The following is a 407-nucleotide window of genomic DNA, read 5'->3' on the forward strand; positions in this document are numbered from 1 at the left end:
GGCCCGGCAAACGGGCTGCACGCGTACAAGATCCGCATCAGCGAGCAGCGCAACACCCCGCCGGCCGAACTTCCCGTACACGAGGGCCGCGACTGGATGTACGTGCTGTCCGGGAAGCTACGGCTGATCCTCGGTGAACAGGATTTCACCGTCGGACCCGGTGAGGCCGTGGAGTTCTCGACGTGGACACCGCACTGGTTCGGCGTGGTCGACGGACCCGTCGAGGCCGTGACGATCTTCGGTCTGCACGGCGAGCAGGTGCACCTGCACTCGTGAGCTACAGGTACGCGGTCTGGTTCACCAACCGCACGGCCGAGCCACCGTCGGCGTAGAACTCGGCGATCGACAACGACGCCAGGTCCAGGTGCAGGCGGTAGAGAATCCCCTCGCCCGCGTCGAGCGCCAAC

At 66.3% G+C, this 407-nt stretch carries 1 protein-coding gene; it reads left to right on the top strand.

The features are described from left to right. Positions 1-276 (top strand): cupin domain-containing protein (locus CS062_RS25625; protein ID WP_143742587.1); only part of this gene is annotated, 276 nt, incomplete at its 5' end. Positions 277-407: the final 131 nt, after the last annotated feature.

The organism is Roseateles chitinivorans (assembly GCF_002761755.1).
Taxonomy (GTDB): Bacteria; Pseudomonadota; Gammaproteobacteria; order Burkholderiales; family Burkholderiaceae_C; genus Roseateles; species Roseateles chitinivorans.